Source organism: Streptomyces sp. NPDC091416 (assembly GCF_044756845.1).
In the GTDB taxonomy this organism is placed as follows: domain Bacteria; phylum Actinomycetota; class Actinomycetes; order Streptomycetales; family Streptomycetaceae; genus Streptomyces.
On the sequence record NZ_JBIVTU010000061.1, the window covers coordinates 1 to 1,408 of the forward strand.

The following is a 1,408-nucleotide window of genomic DNA, read 5'->3' on the forward strand; positions in this document are numbered from 1 at the left end:
CTGGTGTGTGGGTGATGTAGGCGGTGAGTTGTTTGTTGCCGGGGGTGTCTTCGCGGAGGGTGATGGTGGTGGTGTGGATGTGGGGGTGGGTGTGGAGGGCGTTTTCGATTTCGCCGAGTTCGATGCGGTAGCCGCGGAGTTTGATTTGGTTGTCGATGCGGCCGATGAATTCGAGGGTGCCGTCGGGGCGCCAGGTGACGAGGTCGCCGGTGTGGTAGGTGCGGGGGTCGGTGGGGGTGTGGAGGGGGTTGGGGGTGAAGCGTTGGGTGGTGAGGTCGGGTCGGTTGTGGTAGTTGCGGGCGAGGCAGATGCCGCCGAGGAGGGCGTGTCCGGGGATGCCGATGGGGGCGGGTTGGTTGTGGTGGTCCAGGACGTAGGTGGTGGTGTTGGTGATGGGTTGGCCGAGGGTGGTGGTGTGTCCGTTGGGGTCGGGTGTGGTGGTGAGGCTCATGACGTTGGCGACGGAGCCTTCGGTGGCGCCGTATTCGTTGCTGATGGTGGTGTGGGTGGTGCTGGTGTTGAGGAGTTGGGTGACGAGGGTGGGGGTGAGGTTTTCGCCGCCGGCGACGAGGGTGGTGATGTGGTGGGTGGCGTGGTGGGTGGTGAGGTGGGCGGCGAGGATTTCGAGGTGGGAGGGGGTGGCTTTGAGGAAGCTGATGGGGGTGTTGGTGAGGATGAGGTCGATTGCGGCGTCGAATGCGCTCTGGCCGGGTTGGGTTGTGGGGATGGCGAGTTGGGTGCCTTGGATGAGGGGGAGGAAGAGGGCGGTGATGGTGAGGTCGAAGGTGACGGAGGAGTAGAGGATGGTTCCGATGCCGCCGGGGTTGTTGGTGGGGTAGTTCTGGTTGCACCAGTGGAGGTAGTTGACGACGCCGCGGTGTTCGAGGGCGACGCCTTTGGGGCGGCCGGTGGAGCCTGAGGTGTAGATGATGTAGGCGAGGTTGTCGGGTGAGGCCAGTGGTGTGGGGTTGTTGGTGGGGCCTTGGGGCCAGTGGGTGTCGGTGAGGAGGTGGGGGGTGTTTTGGGGCAGGCGGTGTGTGTGGTGTGTGCTGGTGATGATGAGGGGTGCTTGGGCGTCTTGGGTCATGTAGGTGATGCGGTCGGTGGGGTATTCGGGGTCGAGGGGGACGAAGGCGGCGCCGGCTTTCATGATGCCGAGGAGGGTGGCGATGAGGTCGGGGGAGCGGTCGAGGCAGACTGCGATGGGTGTGTCGGGGGTGATGCCGGTTGTGCGGAGGTGGTGGGCGAGTTGGTTGGCGCGGGTGTTGATTTGTGTGTAGGTCCACTGTTCGTTGCCGTGGGTGACGGCGATGGCGTCCGGGTCGGTGGTGACGCGGTCCTCGATGAGGGAGTGGATGGTCGCGGTGTCGGGGTAGGGGCCGGTGGCCCCGTTCCAGTCGACCAGGAT

The 1,408-nt window shown here is 65.0% G+C and carries 1 protein-coding gene; it reads right to left on the reverse strand.

All coding sequences use genetic code 11. From position 1 onward, the window contains the following. A partial coding sequence (locus ACIQMX_RS42470; protein ID WP_402487084.1) for an amino acid adenylation domain-containing protein occupies nucleotides 1–1,408 on the reverse strand: 1,408 nt, incomplete at both ends.